This window comes from Xanthomonas dyei (assembly GCF_002939865.1).
GTDB classification, from domain to species: domain Bacteria; phylum Pseudomonadota; class Gammaproteobacteria; order Xanthomonadales; family Xanthomonadaceae; genus Xanthomonas; species Xanthomonas dyei.
This window is the reverse complement of record NZ_MDEE01000001.1, coordinates 474,512-498,196: the sequence shown is the minus strand read 5'-3', so window position 1 is coordinate 498,196 and position 23,685 is coordinate 474,512. Positions and strand designations below refer to the sequence as shown.

Below are 23,685 nucleotides of genomic sequence, written 5' to 3'. Positions count from 1 at the left end.
GTCGCAGCGACGGTCTTCCTCGCGCCCCTCTGTCCTTTTGCCTGAGAGTTTAAAAACGCGGCCTGGCCATTGGCCTGCCTGCGTTCCGTGCCCCTTCGGCGCCGGCATCGGCCGGTCTCTCCAGAGTTGTACTGCGGATGGTATCGGGCCTGAGCGATTACGGGCTGTTGCGCCTTCGGCAGCGGCAGTGCCGCTTCTCCCACCGTGTTGCCTGGATAGTATAGCCAGCCCCCCACCGGTTGGCGAAGCGCCTTGCTGGCGCCACGTCGCCATGATGACTGGGCGAGTCGCCTCGCCCAGGTGTCCGGTTCGAGTTATCGGCCGCGGCTTGTCAACGGGGCGTTCCGGAGGCGGCAGCGCCTGCTTGCTGCTGGCCGTGAGCTGCGATCAGCCCTTGAGCGGGGGATGTGGCGGTTTTTTCGGGTCGTGACGCGTATTTGGGCCGGCCGGCGGGTAGTCGCCACCGCCCACATGTTTCCACAGACTCTTGTCCAGCGGCTCGATCCTGCCCTTGGATGCGGCTGTCTGCCGCAGCGAGACTGCGCCGTTGGCTTTTGCTTGGTTCGATAGGTTCATTAATCGACGTCCTCTCTGGTTGTGCCCTTCGTGTGCAGCGTCACGCCGCCCGAAGGGACGGCCGCGTGACCGCATCGGCCACGTCTTCGGTGGCCGGTGAGACGAGAGTGGTCGCTGGGCATCGCGGCGCGCGCCGACGATGTCGTGAGCCTTCACCCCAGCATCCACGGTTGCCAGGTGCCTGCAGGCTTGGCGCACGATGGCATGTGCTCGCGACCGAAGGTCGCATCCAGCAGGTGTGCTGCGGTTGCCAAGAGCGTGATGGCGATCGCAGCGCAAGTCGCCCAACGCACTACCCGATCGGCGGCATTCGCAAAGCGCAGCGCGTTTGCGCAACGCGTCCGCTGGGCTTGCCCTGCGCTATGCAACGCTGACTACCCGCGTCGCGCCGGCTTCCCGCCGCGAGCCCGAAGCAACCGACTGATCAGGACAACGCTGCGACGTGGATTACCATTTCATCTCCGGGTTGCCGCGTGCGGGCTCGTCGTTGCTGGCGGCGTTGCTGCGGCAGAACCCGCACGTGCACGCCGATGTCACCTCGCCGGTGGCGCGGCTTTATGCGGCCATGCTGATGGGCATGAGCGAGGAACATCCCTCCAATATCCAGATCGACGATGCGCAGCGCGTCCGCCTGATGCGCGCTGTGTTCGACGCCTACTACCAGGATCGCCAGGGCGTGCGCACGGTGTTGGACACCAACCGCGCCTGGTGCAGTCGCGTGGCGGGGCTGGCGACGCTGTTCCCGCACAGCCGCATCCTGTGTTGCGTGCGTGACGTCGGTTGGATCGTGGACAGTTTCGAACGGCTGGCGCAGGCCCAGCCGCTGCGCCTGTCGGCGCTGTTCGGTTACGACCCGGAGGACTCGGTGTCGATGCGCGCGGACCTGCTGGCCGGGTCGCGCGGCGTGGTGGGCTATGCGCTCGATGGACTGCGCCAGGCGTTCTACGGCGACCATGCCGATCGCCTGCTGCTGGTGCGCTACGAGACTCTGGCGCAGCGGCCGGCGCAGGCGATGGAACAGATCTATGCGTTCCTGCAGCTGCCCTTTTTCGCCCACGACTATGCCGGGGTCCAGGCCGAGTCGGCGCATTTCGATACCGCGCTGCAGAGTCCGGGGCTGCATCGGGTACGTTGTGGGGTGAGCTACGTGCCACGCCGCAGCGTGTTGCCGCCAGCGCTGTTCCATCAGCTGCAGCAACTGGTCTTCTGGGAGAGCGGGCCATCGCACGGAGCGCTGCTGGTATGAGCGACAGCGCGCCTTGCGAGCACGTGCGGGCGTGGCAGAGGCACCGCACTGCCCGCGCGCCGCGTGCCCGGCTGCGGTTGGTTGCGGCCGGATGACGTCGCTGTTTCGGCGCGAGGCGATGGACCACCGGCAACGCAGTGGGCTCGGGCCGGTGGTGCTTCGCCAGCATGGGCCGCTGCGTTGGTGCGTTGCAGTGCTGGTGGCGTCGGTGCTGCTCGTGGTGGTGGGATTCTTCAGCCTGGGATTTGCACGCAGCCAGACCTTGTATGGCGCGGTCATCCCGGCCGAGGGCATGATCGCGATCACCACCGCGCGCTCGGGAGTCGTGGTGCAGGTCGCCGTTGCGCAGGGACAGGTGGTCGCGGCGCACCAGTTGCTCTTCGTGGTGTCGTCCGAGCATCGCGATGATCAAGGGCGGCCGACGCAGCAGGCCGCCGAGGCGATGGCGCAGCTCAGGGCCCAGGCCCGCCTGCAGCAGCAGACGGCCGAGCAGGCCTTGGTCAGTCTGCGGGCCCGCCAACGCCTGCTCGATGCCCAACTCGGCTTGCTGCGCCACCGGCAGCAGTTGAGCCAACAGATCGAGCAGCGCTACCACACCGCGCTGACACGCGGTCTGGTCAGCCAGCAATTCGTGGACGAGAAGCAGGCCGACGTGTTCGACCAACGCGTGCGGACACTGGAACTGGAGCGCGAACGCAGCGCCCTGGCCGATGCGCTTGCGCAGGCGCAGGCCCAATTGGTGCAGATGCCGGTGGCCTTGCGTCAACAACTGGCGGTTGCGGGAGCCGTGCTGCAGGAGGACCGGCGTGCGGCGATCGAACAGGCGGCAGAATCGCGCTGGGAGGTGCGCGCACCGCGCGCCGGTCGTGTCGCGTTGCGGCCGCTGCAGCGCGGGCAGGCGGTCGGCCAAGGCCAACGGCTCGCCGATCTGCTGCCGATGTCCATCAGCAAGGAAATCGAGTTGTATGCGCCGTCCCGGGCCGCAGGGTTGATCGGGCCAGGGATGCAGGTGCAACTGCGGTTCGATGGCTTGCCCTACGAGCACTATGGTCAATTCGCCGGGCAGGTGGTCGAGATCGCCGCGGCACCGGAGCCCGCCAGTGGCGGCACGGCGTCGGCAAGCGAGCCGTTGTACCGCGTGCGGGTCCGCCTGGCCGGGGATGCGGCGACGCGGGCAGGACTTGCGGCGGTGCTGCGGCCAGGCATGCGTGTGCAGGGCACGCTCGCGTTGGAATGGCGGCGTTTTTCGCAGTGGGCGTTCGAGCCGTTGTTCAGCCTGCGAAACACGCTGCGATGAGCCGCTGGGTGGCGCAGTTGCGCAGAGTCTTGGGCGCGCGCGCGGTGCCGATGATCCTGCAGGGTCAGGTCGGTGAATGCGGGTTGGCGACCATGGCCATGGTCGCCCACTACCATGGTTGCCACATCGGTCTGGCCGAGTTGCGCCGCCGATTCCTGCTCTCGCGCCAGGGCACCAACCTGGCCACGCTGGTGACGATTGCGCAGGCGCTTGGGCTACAGGCGCGCGCCCTGCGGCTGGACATGGACGCGTTGGCGGACCTGCAACTGCCCTGCATCGTGCATTGGGACCTGAACCATTTTGTCGTGCTCACACGGGTGGGCGCGCGCCGTCTGCAGATCCACGATCCGGCCAGCGGGCCGTGCGCGTTGACGCCTGGCGAATTTGCCCGGCATTTTTCCGGGGTGGCGCTGGAATTGAGCCCGACCGCCGACTTCCGTGCGCAGCCTGCAGCGCCGCCAGTGGCGCTGTCCTCGTTGATCGGTCGCGTCCACGGGCTGGCGCGGTCGGCTTGGCAGGTGCTGGCGCTGGCATTGGCGCTGGAGGTGCTCAGTCTGGGGATGCCGTTCCAGCTGCAGTGGATTATCGATCAGGCGGTGCCGTCGGCCGACCGTGGGTTGATCCATGTCCTGGGTGCAGGGTTCCTGACGTTGGTCGTCCTGCAGTCGTGCATCAACTTGCTGCGGGGGTGGTTGATCGCCAGCTTCTCGGCGCAACTGGGCTTTCAATGGATGGGGCAGGTGTTTGCGCACCTGCTGGCGCTCCCGCTGGCGTATTTCGAGAAGCGTCATCTGGGCGGAATCCAGTCGCGCTTTGCCTCCATCGCGCAAGTACAGCGCACCTTGACCACCGGTTTTGCGCAGACGCTGGTCGATGGGGTGCTGGTGCTCGGTACCTTCGGCCTGATGCTGGTCTACAGCATTTCGCTCAGCGCAATCACCATGGCGGCGGTGGCGCTGTATGCGGCGACGCGCTTGCTCTGGCTTGGCCGGATGCGTGCGGCAGCCGCCGAGCAGCTGTTGTGGGACGCGCGGCAGCACACCCATCTGCTGGAGAGCGTACGTGGCATTCAGGGGGTGCGGCTGTTCGGTCGTCAGCATGTGCGGCGCATGGATTGGACCCACCTGCTTGCCGAGCAGACCAATGCACAGCTGCGCCTGGCGCATGGCGAGGTCTTCCAATCGGCGCTGAGGCTGTTGCTGTTCGGCGTCGAGCGGGTGTTGGTGATCTGGCTGGCCGCGTTCGCGATTCTGCGCGCCGAGCTCTCGCTCGGGATGCTGCTTGCCTTCATGGCCTATCGCGAGCAGTTCGCCACGCGCTTGTCCGAGCTGATCGACCGGCTTGTGGAGTTCCGCCTGCTGCGCGTTCATCTCGAACGCGTGGCCGACATTGTCCACCATCCGCGCGAGGCGGCCGAACAGCACGTGGACATGCCGCCATGGAGCGACACCGGCATCGAACTGTGCGGGATCGGCTTCCGCTACGCCGACGATATTCCTGCGGTGCTCGAAGACATTAGCCTGCGGATCGCCAGCGGTGAGTGCGTGGCCATCACCGGTCCGTCCGGGTGCGGCAAGACGACCTTGGTCAAGCTGATCCTCGGGTTGCTGCAACCCAGCGCCGGTCAGGTGAAGATTGGCGGGCGTCCGCTTAGCCCCGCAGCGTTGGCGCACTATCGGGCCATCGTTGGCACGGTGATGCAGGACGACCTGTTGTTTACCGGTTCGGTGGCCGAGAACATCAGCTTCTTCGACACGCAGCCGGACCAGGCCAACGTGGAACGCTGCGCACGCATCGCAGGCGTGCACCAGGAGGTGGAGCAGATGCCGCTCGGTTACGCCTCGCAGTTGAGCGACGCCAGCACGGGCCTGTCGGGTGGGCAGCGGCAGCGCGTCCTGCTTGCGCGCGCCCTGTACAAGTCGCCGCGGATCCTGGTCCTGGACGAGGCAACTAGCCATCTGGACGTCATGAACGAACGCCGCGTCAACAGCGCGATCCAGTCGATGCAGGTCACCCGGATCATCGTGGCGCATCGGCGCGAAACCGTGAGCATGGCCGCGCGCGTCATCACCCTGGAGCGCGGACAGGTGGTGAGCGATCAGCCCATCGCCGAGTGGCAGCGCCTGCAGGATCTGGCCGCAGCCGAGGTGCCGCGATAGCGGCCTGCCCATGGTCCTGCGATGGCATCGCGTGGCGATGGCGTGCGCCTCCGCCGCCCCCTGCGTGCGCTTGATCGACCGGCCGGACTGGCGGCAGGTCAAGCGTGGCGGCCTCGACCGCGCGTGCGTGCTCGTACGCCGTTCGACCCACTCGCCGGTCTCACGACGCGGCAATTGACGTAAAGTGGCGGCTCTTTTTGCACCCGTGCGCGCCGTTGCGGTCGTTGGCGACTGATGCCGTCGTCGGCGTGCTGGTGAGTCCTCCGGATACCGTTGCGCATGACCTCTGCTGGTGTTTCCACCCGTCGCATGGCGCTGCTGCTCGCCGGGCTGGCGATGTTCGGCCCGTTCTCCATCGACACCATCTTCCCGGCGTTCTCGCGGCTCAGCCGCAGCCTGGCGGTGGACCAGGTGGCGATCCAGCAGACCATCAGCGTCTACCTGCTGGCTTACGGCGTGATGAGCATCGCGCATGGGCCGCTCTCCGATGCCTGGGGCCGCAAGCGGGTGATTCTGGGCGGGCTGGTGTTGTTCATCGCCGGCTCGATCGGCTGCGCGCTGTCGCAGGATTTGCCCACGCTGCTGGCCTTCCGCGCGCTGCAGGGCCTGTCGGCGGGCGTTGGCATGATCGTCGGGCGGGCAGTGATCCGCGACCTGTTCCACGGCCCGGACGCGCAACGGCTGATGAGCCAGGTCTCGATGATCTTCGGCATCGCGCCGGCCATCGCGCCGATCATCGGCGGCTGGATCCTGCTCAGCGGTGCCGGCTGGCCGCTGATCTTCTGGTTTCTGGTGGTGTTCGGGCTGGTGCTGCTGATCGCGACGATGACTTGGCTGCCGGAAACCCACCCGGTGGAAGCGCGCACGCCGCTGCAGCTCAAGCGCCTGCTGCACGACTATGTGCGGATCGGCTTCAACCCGCGTTTTCAGCGCCTGGCGGCGGCCGGTGCGTTCAACTTCGCCGGCATTTTTTTGTACATCGCTTCGGCGCCGGTGCTGGTCATGCAGCACCTGCATCTGGGCGAAGGCGACTTTGCCTGGTTGTTCATTCCCACCATCGGCGGCATGACGCTGGGCTCGTTTTTGTCCGGGCGCATGGCCGGAAAGATGAACCCGGTGCGGCAGATCCGCATCGGCTTCATCTGCTGCGGCGTGGCCGCGCTCGCCAACCTCGGCTACACCTTGTCGGTGGCGCAGATCGCGTTGCCATGGGCGGTGCTGCCGATCTTTCTGGCCGGTGTCGGCATGGCGTTGATCTTCCCGATCCTGGCACTGGCGGTGCTGGACATGTACCCGCAGCAGCGCGGCCTGGCGTCGTCGCTGCAGGCCTTCACCCAGCTGATGACCAACACGGTGGTGGCCGGGGTGCTGTCGCCGCTGCTCAGTGAACACCCGCGGCACCTGGCGATCGGTATGACCGGTTTTTTCCTGCTGGGCTGGCTATTCTGGCGCTGGGAGCGCCGCAGCGGCCGCCGTCTGCGGCACCGCCAGGCCACCGAGGCAGTGCCTCTGGAGCCGGCCGACCATCTTTGACCCCACAGGAGCCCGCATGTCCACCGATTCCAAGTTGCGCCGCGATGCCCGCAAGCGTGCAACCGAGCGCCAGCGCAACCAGGCCGCCGCCAAGGCCACGGCCGAATCGCCGATCGAGGCGCATGCCGAGCTGCGCGACCAGCAACGCACACTGCTGGCCGGCATCGTCCGCCGCGACGGCGAATGGGTGCTGGGCATGGACGGCCGCATCGCTGGCGAAAGCACCAGCGCCGCGCAGGTGTTGACGCTGATCATGCGCGCCGCCGAACTGCACGAACGCCAGGGCACCCCCGTGCGCCTGACCTACTCGGACGCGCTGAAAGATGCCGCGCATGCCGAGGCCCAGGCCGATGGCATGGAGTTCGAGCAGTTCAAGGCCCGGTTGAGCGAGCGCTTGCAGAGTGGCGCCAAGCTCAACTGAGTCACCCGCGCAGCGTGCCTTCGCTGGCGCGCGGAGGTGCGCGGCGTTTTGGGCGGACACCGAGCGAGCTGCCGTGCCTGCCGCAAGGGTGTGCAGCAGGTAAGCCTTCGGTCTGGTGCGTCCGCGCTGCCCGGTAGATGGGTCGCGCATCATCGGCGGCTACCCATGCGCATCGTTCCCGATTCAGCACACGGGGCCAACTCAGGGGTTGGCCACACGTGTGATCGAACGCGTTCGATCTGGGGATTCAGGTGCAACCACCCGGCGCGTTCTCAGCGCGTCTGCGCCTGTCGCTGCGCTTCCTGCTGGGACACCTGCGACTGCGCAGCAGCATCGCGCTCCGTGCCGGGTTCCAGCGCCTGCAGACGCTGCAGGCTGGCGGCAACGGGCTCCTCCTGCACCGCCTTGGCGTCGAAGCTGCCGCGCAGATGCGCGGGCGAGTCGAGTGCTCCCTGCACCACAAAGCCACGCGCAGGATCGTTGCCAAGCACCACGTGATCGACCCGTTGCAAGCCATGCTCGCGTGCGGCCACCACCGCCCCCAAGGCCAGGCGTTCGCTGTCCATTCCTGCGGCTGGGCCGGGTGCGGCTTGCAGGCGCTCCACTGCCGCGGTGGATTGCTGCAGCAAGGCATGATCCGGGTGCGCTGGATCGCGCGGGTCCGGGAGCGCCGGGGTGGCGTCCGTCGGCCGTGGCAGGACGGTGGCATCGACACGCTGCAGCTGGCCGTCGTACGCGCCATCGGCACCGTCGGCGATACGCTGCAGCCGCTCGGCAAACCCATAAGGCGATCCACCCACGTTGCGGGCCATCGCGATCGCAAAATGCTCGGGCGACTGCGACGTGCCGTTGCGATCGCCGAGCAGCGAGGTCAGCGCGCTGCCGCCGATCTTGCTGGCGTCGGCGCTGGCTCGGGTCTGTTTCAGCAGCGCCTGCATCTGCACTTCGCTCAATTCCAGCGTGGTCTTCTGCCCTGGCGCGATCGCGCCGGTGCCCGTCATCTTGCCGTCCAACGCGCTGTTGAGCGTCTGCGCGATCGCCTTTTCTTCGCTGGCCTCGTTGCGTCCGCCCAGGCGTTGCAACCAGCCCGGCGCGGCCACATCGCCATCGATCTCGAAACGGTAGCTGCGCTGCTCCACGCGTTCGGCATCGTTGCCGTCGTATTGGCGCACGATCGTCAGCGGCACGTTGTCGCCGTACTGCAGCTGTTGCACCACGGTGTAGCCGTCCTGGCCCGGCGTGCTGATGCGCACCTGGCTGCCTTGGTTGCGGTTGCCGGCAACATCGGCGCTGAGCGGGCCCAGTTCCAGCTGCAGACGCTGCTGCGAGCTGAAATTGATGCGCTCCAGCGTCTGCATCTCATCGACACCGGGCACGCCCGGTGCAAGCTTGCCTTCGCGTACGAACTCGCCCATGGCCGCGCGCGCACGCGGATCGGCCAGATCGAACTGCGCGCTGTGCACTTGCGACTGGCCCAGGGAGTCTGCGCGCCCGAGCAGGGCCTGCGCCGGTCCGGCCTTGACGCCAAGCGCATTCACCGCCTCGATGGCCGCGTTCGGCCCGGTCACCACACGCACGTGGCGCTCGTCGACGCGTTCGATCATGTAGCTACGGCCGCTGGCTTCGGTGATCTTGCTCTGCGTGGCGAGCCCTCGCAGACTCGCCGAAGATTCGCGCTGCACAAAGGTTTGGGTGTCCATTACCGCACGTGCGCCGATCGGAAGGCTCTCCGGCTGCAGCGGATTGACCTGTCTGGCGGCTTCCAGCGGTTGATCGACACCGGGCAGGGTCAGTGCGTAGCGCATGCGCTGCCCGGTACTGGCGCCGGCCTCGATGCTTAGCTTGCTGTCGCCAAGCGTGGACTGCAGACGTTGTTGCTGGCCGGTCTGCGCGTCGGCTTCAAGGCTGAAGGTGGTGGTCTTTGCGTTGACATCGCTGAGACTGCCGGCGCTCAGCGAGCCGCCGCCACGCAGGCTGATCTCGCCCAGCGGCTGCGTCGGGCTGCCGCTGCTCTTCTGGCTGGTTTGCGCATACTTGGCCGACTGTTCTGCCGGGTTGACCGAGACGGTGCTGCTCCCAACTTTCGCGGCGTATTCGCTGTTGGAGCTGCTGTAGATCGGGTTGAATGCGCGATCGTTCGCGTCGTCGATGACCTGCTTGTTGCGGTCCACATCACGCGCGTCCGGGCCGGTGGAGGCGTTGCTCATTGGAATGCTTCCTGCATGCTGCGCCTGTGCAGCGGGCGCGCAGTATATCGCCGGCATTTCAGGCGTTTATCAAAGGAGTGTTATGCGGCGGCCTGGGTGATGGCCGTCGCATGCTGCAGGCACAGCGGCGCGTCAGTGCAATGCGGCAGGCGCAGGCGCGTTACTCGCGGCAGCAGGCGCAGTTGCTTGCCAGCCGCACAATTGGCCCTGATTCTGCTGCTTGAGCCATTCGCTCATCGGTGCGAAGTACTCCAGCATCGGGCCGGCGTCGAGTTTCTCGCTGCCGGTGAGTTCCTTCAGCGTGGTCTGCCAGGGCTGGCTCGATCCACGTTGCAACATCGACCAGAATTTCTGCCCTGCATCCTTGTTGCCGTAGAAGCTGCACTCATACAACGGGCCTTGATGCCCGGCCGCATCGCACAGGCCCTTGTAGAACTGAAACTGCAGGATATGCGCCAGAAAATAGCGCGTGTACGGCGTATTGCCCGGCACGTGATATTTGGCGCCGGCATCGAAGAAGTCTTCGCCGCGCGCGGTCACCGGCGCCACGCCCTGGTACTTGGCTTTGAGTTCCCACCAGGCCTGGTTGTAGCGCTCCGGCGGAATCGAGCCATCGAACACGCCCCAGCGCCAGCGGTCGATCATCAAGCCGAACGGCAGGAAGGCGACCTTACTCAAGGCCATGCGCATCTGCGAGTTGATCAACGCTTCGCGCCCGGCCTGCTGTTCGCCGACCATGCCGATCGACTGCAGATACTTCGGCGTCATCGCCAGCACGATGGTGTCGCCAATCGCTTCGTGGAAGCCGTCGTTGGCGCCGTTCTGAAACAGCGGCGGCAGCGGGTTGTAGGCCAGGTCGTAATAGATGTGGCCGAGCTCGTGATAGATGGTGGTGAAGTCTTCTTCGGTGGGCTTGATGCACATCTTGGTGCGCACATCGGCGCCGATGTTCTGGGTCGGCTCGCCGCCCATGTTCATGTCCCATGCGCTGGCATGACAGACCACATCGCGGTCCAGCGGTTTGATGAACTGCGAGCGTTGCCAATAGGTGTCGGGAAGCTTAGGCATGCCCAGCGAGGTGTAGAAATCCTGCGCGCGCTCGGTCATCTGTTTGGCGGTGCGCAGTTGCGCCTCGCGCTCGGCATTGAAGCGTGCCGCCGTCCCGCCGTCGCCACCGGTATTCCGCGCCAGTATCGCGCTCAGATTGCCCTGGTACTGCTTTTCCAACGCGGAGGTGATGTCCAGATCGCCGGCGCCGGGGTAGGGCTGTAGCAGATCCCACAGATTGCTCCAGTCCTGCTGCCACATATTGCCCATCAAATGCGCCGGCAACAGGCCGCCGGCCACTTCGCCCTTGTCCTTGCCGTACTGCGTATCGAGCTTGCCGCGCGCATAGCACTGCAGCTGCGCATACAGCGGTTTGACTTGCTCCCACAACCGGTCGGTCTCGCTGGCCAGTTGCGCCGGCGGCATGTCGTAGCCGCTGCGCCACATCACCCCGACATCGGCAAAGCCATTGCCGCGCGCGCCTTCGTTGGCCAGCTCGACAAAGCGCTGGTAGTCCTTGCGCATCGGCTGGGCGGTGCTATGCCAGCCCTGCCAGGCATCGAGTTGTTCGGTGTAGTCGCGGCTGCTGGCCAGCACCTGTTCCAGCTCACCGAGCTGGCGGCAGCGACGTTGTTCGCCGTCGCCCACGCAGTAACTCCCGGCGCCGTAGTCGCCTTCCATCTTGGCGGCGATGCGGGTGAGTTCTGCCAGTTTGGCCGGGTCGCGCGGCGCGGGCAGGGCGCTCATCAGTTTGAGCAGCTGCAGTGCGCGTGCGCTGTCTGCCGACATCGGCGTGCCGACGTAGTGTTTGGATTGTTCGATCCAGCGATCCAGCTGCGCCAGCGAACGCTCGTTGGCCTTGGCGGCCAGCAGCTGCGAGTCGCCGTTGATGTAGGTCGACGACAGCCACTGCGCGGCAGTGACTTCCGGGTAGGCGGCCTTGTACTCGGCGCTGATGCGTGCGACGAACTGGTCGGCGCTTTCGGCAGGCGCGGTGTTGGTCGCGGCGGGTTTGGCCGGTGTCGGGGCATCCTTGCGGCAGGCCGACAGCGATAACGTGCCGGCGGCCACAGCCAGTGCCAGCCACAGCAAACGAGGATTCACGGGTGGTCCTTGCAGTGAAGTCCGGCGAAGGCTAGAGCGCGCGAGGCTTCAGGGCAAGCAGTGTTTCAGGTCCAGCGGCGCCGCTGCGGATGCCACGCAGCGGCGACCGATCCCGTCCTTGGCGGTGCCATAACGCTCAGCCTTTCCCGGTGCACTGCGCAAATACATCGCGCTCGCGTGCATACACGCTGGTCTTGACCTGCATCAGGCCCAGTACCGAGGGAAACAGCGCGTCCTGGTCGGTGTATTGCCCGGCGCGGTGGCGCAGGCAGGTCTCATCCAGGCCACGGTCGCGCGCAAACTCCGGCGAGAACCACATCACCATCGGCACGTGGGTCTGCTCCTTCGGTGCGATGGCATACGGCACGCCATGCAGATACAGGCCCTTCTCGCCCAACGATTCGCCGTGATCGGAGAGATAGATCATCGCAGTGTCGTAGTCGGACAAGCCGCGCAATGTATGGATGGCCTGATTGAGGAAATGATCGGTATAGCCGATGGAATTGTCGTAGGCGTTGACGATGCTCTGGCGGCTGCAGCTGCCCAGGTCGGCGGTCTTGCATACCGGCTTGAAACGCTCGAACTGCGCCGGGTAGCGTTCGAAATAGCTGGGCCCGTGGCTGCCGAGTTGATGCAACACCACCACGCGGTCGCCGGGCTTGGCACGCACTTGCGCCGCCAGATCGCGCAACAGGATTTCGTCCATGCAACGGCCATCGGCGCACAGCTCCGGTGTGGTGGCATCGTCCAGCTTCTGGATCTCCAGCCCGTCGCACACGCCCTTGCAGCCAGACTGATTGTCGCGCCACAGCGTGGAGATGCCGGCGTGTTCAAGCACGTGCAGGAACGACTGGTGGCCGCGGATCATGTCTTCGTTGTAATCGCGGCGGCCGAACGGCGAGAACATGCAGGGCACCGACACTTCGGTGCTGGTGCCGCACGAATGCATGTCCGGGAAATTGATCACCCCTGCCTGCGCCAGCTCCGGCGTGGTCTGGCGCGCATAGCCGCTGAGGCCCCAATTCTGCGCACGTGCGGTTTCGCCCAGCACCAGCAGCAACAGACGCGGGCGGCTGCCAGCAGCGCGCGGGGTGGCGATGGCATCGTGTTCGATGGGTTGCTTGGGCGCGTGCTTGATCGGCGAATCGGACTTGAGGTTCTGGCGCAGTGCGACGATGTAGTTGATCGGCGTGGCCAGGTAACGCACTTCGCGGTGATTGCGCATCAACGCCGAAATATCCTGCGACGACAGCATGGTACCGGCGGCACCCACCACCGCCACCGCCAGCAAGAAGCCGACCCGCACCAGCAGCGACTTGACTGTGCTGCGTGCACGCAAGCGCGTACGCCACAGCAGCACGGTGGGAATCAGGAAGTAGCACACCAGCGGGAAAATCAGCCCCGGCGTGAGCAGCTCGCGCGATTCCTTGTGGTCGGTATGCAGCACGTTGCGCAGCATGTCCGCATCCAGATAGACGTTGTAGCTGTCCATGTAGTGCGCAGCCAGCGCGGTGGTGAACAGCAGCAGGGTCAGCAGCGGTTTGGCGTTCCATTGCCACACCAGCAGACCCAACAACAGCGCGTGCACGGCGACCAGCAGCGCCATCAATGAAATGGCAAACCCGATACTGCCCGGGTGCGTGGCCATTGCCGTGCGCCAGAACAGCTGATTGCATACCAGCGCAAAGAACAGGCTCGACAGCAACACCAGCGCTTCGGTCGACACGGTCGGCCGGGTACTCCATGTCAGCGCACGCGCGCTGGTGCGCCCGCGCGGTTCCGGTAACCAGGTGCTCATGCTGCATCCCCCGATGCCAACAGCGAATCAGACGCGCGATGCGGACGCGCCAGCATCACGCAGTACAAGGCCAGTGCCGTCAGCCAGCACACTGCCAGCGACCATACATCGTGCGAGAGGAAATGCGCGCCACGCAGTTGCTGCGCAACGCCGAAAATGAGACCTGCCACCAACCCTATCAACAAACCTGGGAAGCGCCACGCAGGACGCAGCGACAACGCACAGAAATACAGCGCGACCCACGCATACCCGGCACTGGCATGGCCGGCCGGAAAACAACCGGACGCGGCAATGCCCTGGCGCGATTCGAACAAGCCGATCATCGCCTGCGTGCCGCCATACCGGCTCAGATCCCACGGGCAATCCATCGCCGTCCACGACTTGAGCAACGACACCAGCGAGGTCGACAACGCGATCGATGCGGCCAGGTAGGTGAGCGGCCAACGCAGCACACGCAAACGCGGCTTGCACCAGGCAACCACCGCCAGGATTACGACGCTGACACCCGCAGCCGTGCTCAACCATTTGCCGACGCGATGGATCACGCCGCTGGTGAACCAGTGGTCCTTGAGCAGCCAATGCCCGCCTTCCAGCCGGTACAACGCATCGGCAATCCACTGGTCGCCGCCTGCGCCCATCAACAAGGCGCTGACCAACAGCACACCCGCCAGCGGCATCCACAGATGGCGAACGAAGAAACGCGCCTGCACATCACGGGCGGTGCGCGCCAGAACTGGCGCATGGACGGGAAGCGTGCTCATCAAGATGTCGGCCTGTGTCATTGCCCGGCATCTTCGAAACCCGGATGTCGGAGAGCGGTCGGACTGAAGTTGCTCAGTCGTTAACCGACTCCGAGCATTCAGTCTGTATCGCCATCGCTACCGGTTTGTTCGGTGTCGGACGCCGTGGTGATGCAACCGGCGTGCCACGCGGTGCCCGGCACCAATTGCCATTGATTGCGATTGGATTCGCCGATATCGATGCGTTGCGCCGGATCGATACATGCCGGTACAGCCTGCTTGAGCACGAATAACCAACGTTTTTCTGGCGCCTGCGCAAGCCACGGGCCTGCCTTGTCCCACTGTTGCTGCCAACTCGCCTTGAAGCCGAAGTCGGTCACCGCGCGGTCGGCCTGCAGCAGGTTCTGCTCGCGCCAGGCCAGCATGCCCAGCTCGGCATCCGGGCCGATACGCTGGCCGACGCGCTGCATCAGCCGCGCGGACGAACTGTAAGGGTCCAGCGCGGGCATCAAGCCCAGGCCGTACACGCTCCACAGCGCCGCGGTCATGACCACCACCGCGGTGCCCGCGCGGCGGCCGCGCGACCACGCCATCACTGCAAGGCCGACGATGCCAAGACCGATCAACCAGAACCCCACCGACTGCAACGACGCCAGCTCCATGCCGCGTTTCAACGCGGTGTTTTCGGCCCAATGCAGATGCAGCGCGATGCCGCCACCCAGAATCAGACCGGCGAGCGCAAGCAGCAGCACATAGCCGTTGAGCAGCACACGCACACCGCGACGGCGCAGCAGCCCGGCCAGCAACGGCGCCGCCGCCATGCACAGCGCGGGCAGCATCGGGAAGATATAGACCTCGCGCTTGCCTGGGCTGGCACTGAAAAACAGCAGCACCAGCACGCTCCACGCCAGCAGCAGCACATAGCGCGGGTCGCCGCGGCGCAGCCGGCGCCACCATGCCGGCAACAGCCACGGCAACAGCAGGCAGCCCGGCAGCCACAGCGTGGCGATCACCTGCAAGTAGTACCAGAACGGCTTGACGTGATGCCAGGCGTGCGCATAGCGCGTGCCGGTCTGCTTAAACAGCAACTCGTGCGCGTATGCATGCAACTGCGGGTTATCGCTATGCAGCAGGGCGATGCCCAGCGGCCCCAGCCAGACTGCAGTGCCAGCCAAAAATGCCGGCAGCACCAGCAACCAGCTGCGCCCGGTCTGCGCACGCGCCGGCAGCACGCTCCAATGCCGGCGCGGCAACGCCATCCATGGCAGCAACAGCAGCAGCGGCAGGAAGCCGACGCCCTTGGTCACCGTGCCGACGCCAGCGGCAAACAACCCCAGCGTCCACGCACGCCAATCCGGCCCGCGCAGCACATGCCGCAGCATCCCCCACAGCGACAGCGTGGTCAGCGCCACCAGCACCATGTCGATCTGCGCGCGCTTGGCCATGAGGCCGAACTGCAGCACCGCAAACAACGCCAGCACCGCGTAGCCGGCCACGCGCCGGTTCCACAGCCGGCGCGTCATGTCCCAGGTCAGCCACAGCGTTGCCAGCGCGGCCAGCAGCGAGGGCAACAGAAACGCGACAGACCAGTGCGGCACCAGCTCATAGCTTGCCGCCTGCAGCCACATGAACACCGGCGGCTTTTCTGCATACAGCTCGCTGCCACGGTGCGGCAGCAGCCAATGGCCGCTTTCGACCATGGTGCGTGCGGCCAGCACAAAGCGCGGCTCGTCCGGCGGATTGGGTTGGCGTAGCCCGAGCCCGGCCAGCAGGCTGACAACGATCAGCAGCAACGCGGCAAGCAGCGCGCGCCGACGAGGGAGAGAGGCAGAGCTGGCAGGCGACACGTGCATGCCCTGATTAAAAGGGGCAGAACGATAGCTGGCAAGCGGGTCGGAGTTTTGTCGGAACGCGCGCCGAGCCGCCTGGAGCGGTCGGGTTCGGCCCGGCTCGGTTAGGATGCGCACACCGTCCCTGTCGGGCTGTTCTGGAAACCGCCATGCGGCTGCTGGTCATCGAAGACAACCGCAACATGGTTGCCAACCTGTTCGACTATTTCGAAGCGCGCGGGCACACCCTGGACGCAGCGCCCGATGGCGTCACCGGCCTGCATCTGGCCACCACCCAGCAGTACGACGTGCTGGTGCTGGACTGGATGATGCCGCGCATGGACGGGCCGGAGGTGTTGCGCCGCCTGCGCGAGCAGCATCAGTCCGAACTGCCGGTGATCATGCTCACCGCGCGCGACGAATTGCCGGACAAGATCGCCGGCTTCCGCGCCGGTGCGGACGATTACCTGACCAAGCCGTTCGCGCTGCCCGAGCTCGAAGTGCGCATCGAGGCCTTGCTTGCGCGTGCCAATGGCCGCCGCCGCGGCAAGCTGTTGCAGGTGGCCGATCTGCGCCTGGATCTGGCCACCCTGGAGGCCACCCGCGACGGACAGGTGCTGCACCTGTACCCGGCCTGCCGCAAATTGCTGGAGGTGTTGATGCAGGCCAGCCCGGCCGCCGTCACCCGGCAGCGCCTGGAGCAATCGTTGTGGGGCGACGACCCGCCCGACGGCGACATGCTGCGCTCGCATATCTACGAGCTGCGTCGCAGCGTGGACGGCCCGTTCGCGCAGAAGCTGATCCATACCCTGCCACGGCTTGGCTACCGTTTGGCAGAACTCGATGGCGCCAGCGAACCGACGAGCAGCGATCGCGCCGATGGCTAAGCCGCGCCCGTTGGGACGTCGGGTCATGGTGTGGTTGTTCGGCTACACCTTGCTGATGACGTTGGCGGTGTTCGGCACCGCGCAATACCTGCACGAGCGCGCCGAGCATGGCGTGTGGCGCTCGCTGCTCAACTCGGAACTGGACAGCATCCTGGACAGCAGCGCGCAAAGTCCCGGTTATCACTGGCAGGATTCGGACACCTTGCGGTTGTATCGCCTCGATGGCAGCAAGCCCGTGCCGCCGGTGTTACGCACCTTGCATCCCGGCCTGCATGAGCGCGACGTCGATGGCCGCCCGAGCGCGTTGATGGTGCGCGACACGCCGCATGCGGGGCGCCTGGTGCTGGTGCTGGACATCACCGATTTCGAAGCGCTGGAAAAATTCCTCACCCGCTGGATGTTGGCCGCCGGCGTCGCGTTGATCGGCATCACCTTGCTGATGGGCGCCTATGCAATGGCCAGACTGGTGAGCCCGTTGGTGGAGCTGGCCCGTGACATCGGTGCGCTGCGCCCGGAACAGCGTGCGCAACAGGTGACGGTGGACGCGCAGGGCAGCGCCGAGCTGTACGTCATCGCCGATGCGCTCAACGATTATCTGGAGCGCAACGGCCAGTTCGTCGAGCGCGAGCGCGCCTTCATCGACAGCGCCAGCCACGAGCTACGCACGCCGATCGCGGTGATCGGCAATGCGGTGGAACTGGCGTTGGAGCAGCCCGGCACGCCGCCGGCGGTGCGCCACCAGTTGCAGCGCATCGCACAGACCAGCGCATCGGTGGAGCAACTGATCACCTTGTTGCTGGTGCTGGCAAAAGACCCAAGCCGGCTGGTGCGCAGCAGCGATACGTTGCGGCTGGATCATCTGATTCCGGACATCGTCGCCGACCACGCGCATCTGTGCGCAGACAAGGATCTGCAGCTGGTCATCGAGCCGTTGCCGCCGTGCAGCCTCACCGCGCCGGTCGCCATCGTACAGACCGCCATCGGCAATCTGCTGCGCAATGCGATCGAAAACAGCGACCGCGGCATCATCCGAATCGCGCTATCGGCGCCCGGCGTGGTGCGCATTGCCGACCCGGGCCACGGCATGACGCCGGAAGAAATCAGCGCGATCTACGCACGCCTGGCACGCGGCAATGCACGGCAAGGCAACGGCATCGGACTGGAGCTGATCGGCCGGCTGTGCGAACACCTGGGCTGGAAGCTCAGCCTGGAATCCGATGCAGGGCAGGGCACGGTCGCAACGCTGGATCTGTTCGGTGCCGTGGCCGCGATCGAGCCCCCACACGCATAGCCATCAGCGTGCGCACTGCCTGCATCGCAAGATGGTGCAGTGCACGGCGCACGTTGCGACGGCATGTTGATCGCGCACGGTGATCCGCAGGCACAGGCAGTCGTCCTTAGCCTGCACCCCAAGCCACGCAAGCGTCTTGCCCATTGGTAGGAGCCACAGCGCACACCGCGCCATCATGCAGCCAGCTCAGACCGGCAGCAGCCCGCGTTCGTGCAACCAGCGGCGCGCGTTCTCCGCATCCTGCTCGAACCAGGCACGGGTGGACCCCAGTCGATAGGTATAGCCCCAGGCATCCATGTCGGCCATCAGCCGCGCACTGCCCACGCCCGGTAACTGGTCGGCCAGCAGAATCTGCAGGTAACAGGTGGCGTCTTCCTCGTCCACCGAATCGGTGGCATCGGTATGTACGGCGGCACGTTTGTCGGTAGGCAGCACGATCAGGTGCCCGGCTTCATGCAGCATCGAATGCACCGGCGTGTCGTCGCGCACATAGACATCGCAGCCGATGATGCCCGCTTCCGGTTCGCCCCAGAAACTGCCTGGAATCGCTGCGCCCGCGTCCACGCGATGCAGGCGCAGGCCATACCGGCCCAGCAAGGCCGCCGGTGCGTCCAGGCCGATATCGGCCACGCACAGCACAGCGGAAGCATCGGATGCGGAAGCAGGATGTGGAATCACGCGCAGTGGCTCGCGGTCGGGCGCGCCGCAATGGCGCGCAGTGGGACAGAAACCAAAACGGCACCGTGCAAACACGGTACCGTCAGGAGGGCGATGCGGAGGCGCCACACAGCGCGCAAGCGTCTACGGGCTGCACGCTGGCGGCAACGACCGCATTACTTGTCGCCGTCTTCCGGCAGGGCGACTGAAATATCCAGTACGTCGTGCTCGCCGTCCTTGACCAGATCCACCCGCACCGCATCGGCGTCGATGTTGACGTACTTCTTGATCACTTCCAGCAATTCGCGCTGCAGCAGCGGCAGGTAATCCGGCCCGCCACGGTGGTTGCGCTCCTGCGCAATGATGATCTGCAGGCGGTTCTTGGCCGTCTCGGCGGTGTTTTTCTTGCTCTTGAGAAAATCGAGCAGGCCCATGATTAGCCTCCGAACAGCTTGCTGAAGAAGCCTTTCTTCTCCACGGATATGAATCGCATCGGGCGCTCTTCGCCCATGATGCGTGCGACCGCGTCGTCGTAGGCCTGGCCGGCCGGGGACTCGCCATCCAGGATCACCGGCTCGCCCTTGTTGGAGGCGTTGAGCACGTCGCCGGACTCGGGAATCACGCCGATGGCCTTGAGCCCCAGCACTTCTTCCACGTCGGTGATGCTGAGCATCTCGCCGCCTTCCACGCGGCCCGGGCTATAGCGGGTCAGCAACAGGAACGCCGGTACCGTCTTGCCTTCTTCGGCCTTGCGGGTCTTGGAATCGAGCAGGCCGATGATGCGGTCGGAGTCGCGCACCGAAGACACTTCCGGGTTCACCACCACTACGGCGCGGTCGGCGAAATACATCGACAGGAACGCGCCTTTTTCGATGCCGGCCGGCGAGTCGCAGACGATGTACTCGAAGCCGTCGGCGGCCAGGTCCTTGAGCACCTTTTCTACGCCGTCCTGGGTCAGCGCATCCTTGTCGCGGGTCTGCGAGGCAGCCAGCACGTACAGGTTGTCGAAGCGCTTGTCCTTGATCAGCGACTGCTTGAGCGTGGCTTCGCCATGCACGACGTTGACGAAGTCGTACACCACGCGCCGCTCGCAGCCCATGATCAGGTCCAGGTTGCGCAGACCGACGTCGAAGTCGATGACGGCGACCTTCTTGCCGCGCCGTGCCAGCCCGCAGGCCAGGCTCGCGCTGGTGGTGGTCTTGCCGACGCCGCCCTTGCCGGAGGTGACTACGATGATTTCAGCCAAAGGATTTCTCCGAATATTTCTGTGGTTGGGCCGCGTCAATCAAGCGCAGCGATCTTGATCTGATCCTGCTCCAGCCAGACCTGGACGGCCTTGCCACGCAGGTCCATGGGAACATCGTCCAGCACCTTGTAGTGGCCAGCGATGGCGACCAGTTCGGCGTGGAAGTCGCGGCAAAAGATGCGCGCGTCCGGGTTGCCCTGCGCGCCGGCCAGAGCGCGGCCACGCAGGGTACCGTAGATATGGATGCTGCCGTCGGCGATGACCTCCGCCCCGGCGCCGACCGTATTGAGTACGGTCAGGTCGCAGTTTTCCGCGTACAGCTGCTGACCCGAACGCACCGCATTGCGTTGCATGCGGCCCGGCGCCGGGCGCGCGGCCGGCGCTGCGGGTTCGGCGCGTGCCGGCGGCGGCGGTGGAGGCGGTGGGCTGACCGCGGTCGGCTCGTATTGCGCGCGAAATTTGGCCAGCAGCGGCACGCCAAGCTGCTGGGAGAGCAGGTCGATCTCGCTGGTGCCATAGGCCAGCGCCACCGGCAGCACGCCGGCATCGCGCAGGCCGTCCAGCAGCGCCTTGGCGGTGGCCACGTCCGGCACCTGCGACAGACCGCCAAAATCCAGGATCACCGCCGCCCGCCCGAACAGCTTGGGCGCACGGGTCACGCGCTCGCGCATTTCCTGCACCAGGCGCGGCACATCCAGCGTGCGCACGCGCAGGTTGGCGATGCCCACCTGGCCGATCTTGAGTTCGCCGGCCTGTTCAAAATCCACATTCACACTCGACACGCTCAGCTCCCCGTCGATGGGTTGTCGGTGGCGGCGGCATGCCGCGGCCGGCCGACCCACGGCAATTCTTCGGGCAACTTGCCGCCGTAGGTCTCCTTGACCCACGGATAGCTGCTCATGTCCTTCATCAGCATGCTCGCGCGCACCTCCACGTCGGGCATGGTGTTCTGGCCGACCTCGCGGAAGCCGAAGCTGCCATGGAACAGCAACGCCGCATCGGCGCCGTGGTCCAGGAACACTTCGCAGGCCAGCTGCGGGTAGCGCAGCTCGGTATAGCTCTGCACATCGGCATAGAACGCCCGCCCGACACCGCCGCCGCGACGGCGGCTGGCGACCACGATGCGGTCGATGTAGAAGAATTCCGGATGACGGTCCCGGAACCAGGCGAAGTTGCTGCTGTCATGGGCACTGCCGCTACCGAACCCGACCAGGAAACCGGCCAGGTTGCCGTCGCGCTCGGCGACGCGGAAATATTCGGCCTGCTCGTAGAAGCGTTGCAGCTTGTTTGAATCCAGCGGCAGGATCGCCAGTCCGGCATTGTTGTTCAGGGCCAGGACGGAATCGAGCTCGTGCTCGCGCACGTCGCGGATGACGATCGACATTGGGACTCCGTGGGGTAACGCTCTCGATCCGAAATCGGATCTGCGTCGGATTATTACATGCGTGGCCTGAAGCGGCGACCCGCCGCGTGCTCCCCGGCGCGCACGGCGCCTTCGCGCAGGGCAACGCAGATGCGCAAATCCGGCCGGGCCGGCAGGTGCGTGCAGGCGAACGCGTGCATGCATGACTTCCGGCAAGAGGGCAGCGGCGGCGCTTGGGCCTAAGATGCCAGCATGTTGGGATACCTCAGTCATACGCGCGTCCTGCGCTTCGCCGGCCTGTTCACCTGGGCGATGATCGCCATGCCGTTGGTGTTCATCTACTGGGCGCCTGCCGAAGATGGCGACCACCGCAGCGTGCTGGAGGCGGCCACGATGTCGGCGTTCTTCGTCGGCTTCGGTGTCAGCTATTTCTGGTTGACGCGCGGCTTGAGCAGTGGCGGTCATGCGCATTGGTACGACCGACTCATCCTGCTCTTGCTCACGGTCTGCGCGTTGGCGGTCAGCTATCTCACCCGAACCGGCCTCGGCAGTATCTTGATGATGGTGGCGGCCGGGGTGATCCCCTGGCTGTTGCCGCTACGTGTGGGCGTGGTGTGGCTGGTGCTGAGCCAACTGGCGGTGCTGCCGGTCTACCATCTGCTGCTGGGGTTCCCGGTCTCAGGCGCGCTGATGCAATCGCTGCTGTACGGCGGCTTTTCGATGTTCATCTTCGTCACCAGCCTGGTCGCCCGGCAGCAGACCGAGGCACGCGAAGAACAGCGCCGGCTCAACGCCGAACTGCGTGCCACCCGCGCGCTGCTGGCCGAAAGCGCGCGCATCAACGAGCGCACCCGCATCTCGCGCGAACTGCACGATCTGCTCGGTCACCATCTCACCGCGCTCAGCCTCAACCTGGAAGTGGCCGGTCACATCACCGAAGGCCAGGCGCAGGAACACGTGCGTCAGGCGCACACCCTGGCCAAGCTGCTGCTCACCGATGTGCGCGAGGCGGTCAGCCATTTGCGCGACAGCGGCGCCATCGATCTGGAGGCGGCGCTGCGCCCGCTGGTGACCCAGGTCCCCTCGCTGGACATCCACTTGGATATCGCCCAACCGCTGACCCTGGACGACCCCGAGCGTGCGCACGTGCTGCTGCGCTGCACCCAGGAGATCATCACCAACGCGGTGCGCCATGCCGGCGCGCGCAATCTGTGGATCCAGGTGCGACGCGACGCGGACACCGTGCTGATCGACGCCCGCGACGACGGCCATGGCGCCGATGCGGTGGCGCCAGGCAACGGCTTGCGCGGCATGCGTGAGCGGCTCAGCCAGTATGGTGGGAAGCTGGAAATCCAAACCCGGCGCGGCGACGGCTTCGGCCTGCGCATCTGCGTTCCAGGCGCGCCGGCACTGATGCCTGCGGCCGTTACTCAAGGAGTGTTCTGATGATCCGTGTGTGCCTGGTCGACGACCAAACCCTGGTGCGCCAGGGGATCCGCTCGCTGCTGGCGCTGGACAACGGCATCGAGGTGGTGGCCGAGGCCTCGGACGGCAAGCAGGCGGTGGAGCAGATTCCGCAGATCCAGCCGGACGTGGTGCTGATGGACATGCGCATGCCGGTGATGTCCGGCCTGGAAGCCCTGCAGATGCTCTCGCGCAACGGCACCCTGCCGCCGACCATCATCCTGACCACCTTCGACGACGACCAACTGGTGCTGGCCGGGCTCAAGGCCGGCGCCAAGGGCTATCTGCTCAAGGATGTCTCGCTGGAACAGCTGGTCGGCGCGATCCGTACCGTGGCCGACGGCGGCTCGCTGGTGCAGCCGGCGGTGACCCAGCGCCTGCTCTCGGGCCTGGAGCACATGCGCAACGAGTTCGTCAGCCTGGACCGGCCCGATCCGCTCACCGATCGCGAGACCGAGATCCTACGGTTGATGGCGAGTGGCTTTTCCAACAAGGAGATCGCCAATTCGCTGGGCGTGGCCGAGGGCACCATCAAGAATCACGTGTCCAACATCCTGTCCAAGTTGGGCGTGCGCGACCGCACCCGCGCGGTACTCAAGGCCTTCGAGCTGCAGCTGGTCTGATAGCAGGATGTCCCGCCCGGCGCAGCGCGCCGGGCGTTCGCGGGCGCGCAAGCCTGCGGCTTGCAGGCAGCGCCTGCTCACCCTGTCCAAGTTGGGCGTGCGCGACCGCACCCGCGCGGTACTCAAGGCCTTCGAGCTGCAGCTGGTCTGACGGCCGTGCTGTCGTAATGCGATGCCGGCGCGCAGCGATTGCTGCG

At 65.9% G+C, this 23,685-nt stretch carries 20 protein-coding genes, 1 pseudogene and 1 riboswitch; of the genes and pseudogenes, 10 read left to right on the top strand and 11 right to left on the bottom strand.

The genetic code is table 11. The features are described from left to right. Nucleotides 1-19 precede the first annotated feature (19 nt). A riboswitch (glycine riboswitch) is annotated at nt 20-134 on the bottom strand. A 253-nt stretch (nt 135-387) separates the two neighbouring features. After that, nucleotides 388-576: a RaxX family RiPP gene (gene raxX / locus XdyCFBP7245_RS02220; RefSeq protein ID WP_104614171.1), complete on the bottom strand. Its 189-nt coding sequence runs from the start codon at nt 574-576 to the stop codon at nt 388-390. A 442-nt stretch (nt 577-1,018) separates the two neighbouring features. Between raxX and raxST the strand changes: the two genes are divergently transcribed. The 5 genes from raxST (at nt 1,019) to XdyCFBP7245_RS02195 (ending at nt 7,232) form a co-directional block, all read left to right on the top strand. Further along, nucleotides 1,019-1,822 carry a RiPP modification sulfotransferase RaxST gene (gene raxST / locus XdyCFBP7245_RS02215; protein ID WP_104614170.1) on the top strand — a complete coding sequence of 268 codons (804 nt, stop codon included), beginning with the start codon at nt 1,019-1,021 and terminating at the stop codon, nt 1,820-1,822. A 91-nt stretch (nt 1,823-1,913) separates the two neighbouring features. Continuing rightward, on the top strand, nt 1,914-3,119 hold the full coding sequence (locus tag XdyCFBP7245_RS02210; RefSeq protein WP_211287623.1) for an HlyD family secretion protein: 1,206 nt from the start codon (nt 1,914-1,916) through the stop codon (nt 3,117-3,119). Further along, nucleotides 3,116-5,278 (top strand): peptidase domain-containing ABC transporter RaxB, encoded by a 2,163-nt coding sequence (gene raxB, locus XdyCFBP7245_RS02205; RefSeq protein ID WP_104614168.1) that lies wholly within the window; start codon nt 3,116-3,118, stop codon nt 5,276-5,278. The genes XdyCFBP7245_RS02210 and raxB overlap by 4 nt, the downstream gene beginning before the upstream one ends. A gap of 279 nt (nt 5,279-5,557) precedes the next feature. Further along, nucleotides 5,558-6,811, top strand: a complete 1,254-nt coding sequence (locus XdyCFBP7245_RS02200; RefSeq protein ID WP_104614249.1) for a multidrug effflux MFS transporter — start codon at nt 5,558-5,560, stop codon at nt 6,809-6,811. A gap of 16 nt (nt 6,812-6,827) precedes the next feature. Beyond that, nucleotides 6,828-7,232: a hypothetical protein gene (locus XdyCFBP7245_RS02195; RefSeq protein ID WP_104614167.1), complete on the top strand. Its 405-nt coding sequence runs from the start codon at nt 6,828-6,830 to the stop codon at nt 7,230-7,232. A gap of 272 nt (nt 7,233-7,504) precedes the next feature. Here XdyCFBP7245_RS02195 and XdyCFBP7245_RS02190 read toward each other — a convergent pair whose 3' ends face one another. The 5 genes from XdyCFBP7245_RS02190 to XdyCFBP7245_RS02170 all read right to left on the bottom strand — a co-directional run bounded on the left by XdyCFBP7245_RS02190 (nt 7,505) and on the right by XdyCFBP7245_RS02170 (nt 15,981). Continuing rightward, nucleotides 7,505-9,439 carry an XVIPCD domain-containing protein gene (locus tag XdyCFBP7245_RS02190; protein ID WP_104614166.1) on the bottom strand — a complete coding sequence of 645 codons (1,935 nt, stop codon included), beginning with the start codon at nt 9,437-9,439 and terminating at the stop codon, nt 7,505-7,507. Nucleotides 9,440-9,571: 132 nt separating this feature from the next. Beyond that, nucleotides 9,572-11,590, bottom strand: coding sequence for a M2 family metallopeptidase (locus XdyCFBP7245_RS02185; RefSeq protein WP_104614165.1), 2,019 nt, complete (start codon nt 11,588-11,590; stop codon nt 9,572-9,574). 136 nt (nt 11,591-11,726) lie between these two features. Then, the gene (locus tag XdyCFBP7245_RS02180) at nt 11,727-13,388 is read right to left on the bottom strand and encodes a phosphoethanolamine transferase (RefSeq protein WP_104614164.1); all 1,662 of its coding nucleotides are present in this window, start codon (nt 13,386-13,388) and stop codon (nt 11,727-11,729) included. Continuing rightward, nucleotides 13,385-14,149, bottom strand: coding sequence for a phosphatase PAP2 family protein (locus XdyCFBP7245_RS02175; protein ID WP_104614248.1), 765 nt, complete (start codon nt 14,147-14,149; stop codon nt 13,385-13,387). Before XdyCFBP7245_RS02175 ends, XdyCFBP7245_RS02180 begins: the two co-directional genes overlap by 4 nt. A 98-nt stretch (nt 14,150-14,247) precedes the next feature. Beyond that, nucleotides 14,248-15,981 (bottom strand): ArnT family glycosyltransferase, encoded by a 1,734-nt coding sequence (locus XdyCFBP7245_RS02170; RefSeq protein WP_104614163.1) that lies wholly within the window; start codon nt 15,979-15,981, stop codon nt 14,248-14,250. 146 nt (nt 15,982-16,127) lie between these two features. Here XdyCFBP7245_RS02170 and XdyCFBP7245_RS02165 point away from each other — a divergent pair, with 146 nt between their 5' ends. Both XdyCFBP7245_RS02165 and XdyCFBP7245_RS02160 read left to right on the top strand, forming a co-directional pair. Then, nucleotides 16,128-16,844: a response regulator transcription factor gene (locus tag XdyCFBP7245_RS02165; protein WP_104614162.1), complete on the top strand. Its 717-nt coding sequence runs from the start codon at nt 16,128-16,130 to the stop codon at nt 16,842-16,844. Further along, a complete protein-coding gene (locus XdyCFBP7245_RS02160; RefSeq protein ID WP_104614161.1) occupies nt 16,837-18,135 on the top strand; it encodes a sensor histidine kinase in 1,299 nt (432 codons plus the stop codon). Before XdyCFBP7245_RS02165 ends, XdyCFBP7245_RS02160 begins: the two co-directional genes overlap by 8 nt. A gap of 186 nt (nt 18,136-18,321) precedes the next feature. On the opposite strand, the gene XdyCFBP7245_RS02155 is transcribed toward XdyCFBP7245_RS02160, so the two are convergent. From XdyCFBP7245_RS02155 to XdyCFBP7245_RS02135, 5 genes are all read right to left on the bottom strand, one after another. Then, on the bottom strand, nt 18,322-18,813 hold the full coding sequence (locus tag XdyCFBP7245_RS02155; protein ID WP_170068448.1) for a hypothetical protein: 492 nt from the start codon (nt 18,811-18,813) through the stop codon (nt 18,322-18,324). Between the two features lie 155 nt (nt 18,814-18,968). After that, the gene (minE, locus tag XdyCFBP7245_RS02150) at nt 18,969-19,226 is read right to left on the bottom strand and encodes a cell division topological specificity factor MinE (RefSeq protein WP_005994583.1); all 258 of its coding nucleotides are present in this window, start codon (nt 19,224-19,226) and stop codon (nt 18,969-18,971) included. A gap of 2 nt (nt 19,227-19,228) precedes the next feature. Further along, the gene (minD, locus tag XdyCFBP7245_RS02145; protein ID WP_055845610.1) at nt 19,229-20,038 is read right to left on the bottom strand and encodes a septum site-determining protein MinD; all 810 of its coding nucleotides are present in this window, start codon (nt 20,036-20,038) and stop codon (nt 19,229-19,231) included. A gap of 35 nt (nt 20,039-20,073) precedes the next feature. Then, the gene (minC, locus tag XdyCFBP7245_RS02140) at nt 20,074-20,820 is read right to left on the bottom strand and encodes a septum site-determining protein MinC (RefSeq protein ID WP_104614160.1); all 747 of its coding nucleotides are present in this window, start codon (nt 20,818-20,820) and stop codon (nt 20,074-20,076) included. 2 nt (nt 20,821-20,822) lie between these two features. After that, complete coding sequence (locus XdyCFBP7245_RS02135; RefSeq protein WP_055845605.1) at nt 20,823-21,422, bottom strand: GNAT family N-acetyltransferase; 600 nt, start codon at nt 21,420-21,422, stop codon at nt 20,823-20,825. Nucleotides 21,423-21,653: 231 nt separating this feature from the next. On the opposite strand from XdyCFBP7245_RS02135, the gene XdyCFBP7245_RS02130 reads away from it, so the two are divergent. From XdyCFBP7245_RS02130 to XdyCFBP7245_RS24400, 3 genes and pseudogenes are all read left to right on the top strand, one after another. Then, entirely contained in the window at nt 21,654-22,847 is a 1,194-nt protein-coding gene (locus tag XdyCFBP7245_RS02130) for a sensor histidine kinase (RefSeq protein ID WP_104614159.1), read from the top strand. Further along, a complete protein-coding gene (locus XdyCFBP7245_RS02125) occupies nt 22,847-23,488 on the top strand; it encodes a response regulator (RefSeq protein WP_005990002.1) in 642 nt (213 codons plus the stop codon). Before XdyCFBP7245_RS02130 ends, XdyCFBP7245_RS02125 begins: the two co-directional genes overlap by 1 nt. 82 nt (nt 23,489-23,570) lie before the next feature. Next, nucleotides 23,571-23,639 (top strand): annotated as a pseudogene (locus tag XdyCFBP7245_RS24400) (DNA-binding response regulator); the annotation flags it as partial. Nucleotides 23,640-23,685 lie beyond the last annotated feature (46 nt).

Excerpts from the sequence above, each read along its gene's own strand:
- XdyCFBP7245_RS02190 (WP_104614166.1), bottom strand. The coding sequence starts at position 9,439 with ATGAGCAACGCCTCCACCGGCCCGGACGCGCGTGATGTGGACCGCAAC.
- raxX (WP_104614171.1), bottom strand. The coding sequence starts at position 576 with ATGAACCTATCGAACCAAGCAAAAGCCAACGGCGCAGTCTCGCTGCGG.
- XdyCFBP7245_RS02175 (WP_104614248.1), bottom strand. The coding sequence starts at position 14,149 with ATGAGCACGCTTCCCGTCCATGCGCCAGTTCTGGCGCGCACCGCCCGT.
- XdyCFBP7245_RS02180 (WP_104614164.1), bottom strand. The coding sequence starts at position 13,388 with ATGAGCACCTGGTTACCGGAACCGCGCGGGCGCACCAGCGCGCGTGCG.
- XdyCFBP7245_RS02200 (WP_104614249.1), top strand. The coding sequence starts at position 5,558 with ATGACCTCTGCTGGTGTTTCCACCCGTCGCATGGCGCTGCTGCTCGCC.
- XdyCFBP7245_RS02125 (WP_005990002.1), top strand. The coding sequence starts at position 22,847 with ATGATCCGTGTGTGCCTGGTCGACGACCAAACCCTGGTGCGCCAGGGG.
- raxB (WP_104614168.1), top strand. The coding sequence starts at position 3,116 with ATGAGCCGCTGGGTGGCGCAGTTGCGCAGAGTCTTGGGCGCGCGCGCG.
- minE (WP_005994583.1), bottom strand. The coding sequence starts at position 19,226 with ATGGGCCTGCTCGATTTTCTCAAGAGCAAGAAAAACACCGCCGAGACG.
- XdyCFBP7245_RS02160 (WP_104614161.1), top strand. The coding sequence starts at position 16,837 with ATGGCTAAGCCGCGCCCGTTGGGACGTCGGGTCATGGTGTGGTTGTTC.
- XdyCFBP7245_RS02135 (WP_055845605.1), bottom strand. The coding sequence starts at position 21,422 with ATGTCGATCGTCATCCGCGACGTGCGCGAGCACGAGCTCGATTCCGTC.
- XdyCFBP7245_RS02130 (WP_104614159.1), top strand. The coding sequence starts at position 21,654 with ATGTTGGGATACCTCAGTCATACGCGCGTCCTGCGCTTCGCCGGCCTG.
- XdyCFBP7245_RS02170 (WP_104614163.1), bottom strand. The coding sequence starts at position 15,981 with ATGCACGTGTCGCCTGCCAGCTCTGCCTCTCTCCCTCGTCGGCGCGCG.
- XdyCFBP7245_RS02210 (WP_211287623.1), top strand. The coding sequence starts at position 1,914 with ATGACGTCGCTGTTTCGGCGCGAGGCGATGGACCACCGGCAACGCAGT.
- XdyCFBP7245_RS02195 (WP_104614167.1), top strand. The coding sequence starts at position 6,828 with ATGTCCACCGATTCCAAGTTGCGCCGCGATGCCCGCAAGCGTGCAACC.
- XdyCFBP7245_RS02165 (WP_104614162.1), top strand. The coding sequence starts at position 16,128 with ATGCGGCTGCTGGTCATCGAAGACAACCGCAACATGGTTGCCAACCTG.